At 30.0% G+C, this 213-nt stretch carries 1 pseudogene; it reads left to right on the forward strand.

Annotated elements, in window-relative coordinates:
- Window positions 1–213, forward strand: a pseudogene (locus tag NG901_RS16990) (hypothetical protein); the annotation flags it as partial.

The raw sequence follows: 213 nt of genomic DNA on the forward strand, positions 1-213 counted from the left end.
AATGTAGGACATTGTAGTGGTGGGTTTAGTATTGACTATAAGCCAGAAAAATATGATGTAGTGAATTCTTATGGAAAAACAGTTAAAAGCTTTATAACTAAAGAAGAATTAACAGCTAAGACAGGAATATTAACATGGGCTTTAAAGAATTTGGCCTTGCTTTCTACAGCTAAATTTAAAGAAGATAAGACTAAGAAAATTAGGACATTAACA

Origin of the sequence: Clostridium sp. CMCC3677 (assembly GCF_023845585.1) — a bacterium.
GTDB lineage: Bacteria > Bacillota > Clostridia > Clostridiales > Clostridiaceae > Clostridium > Clostridium aquiflavi.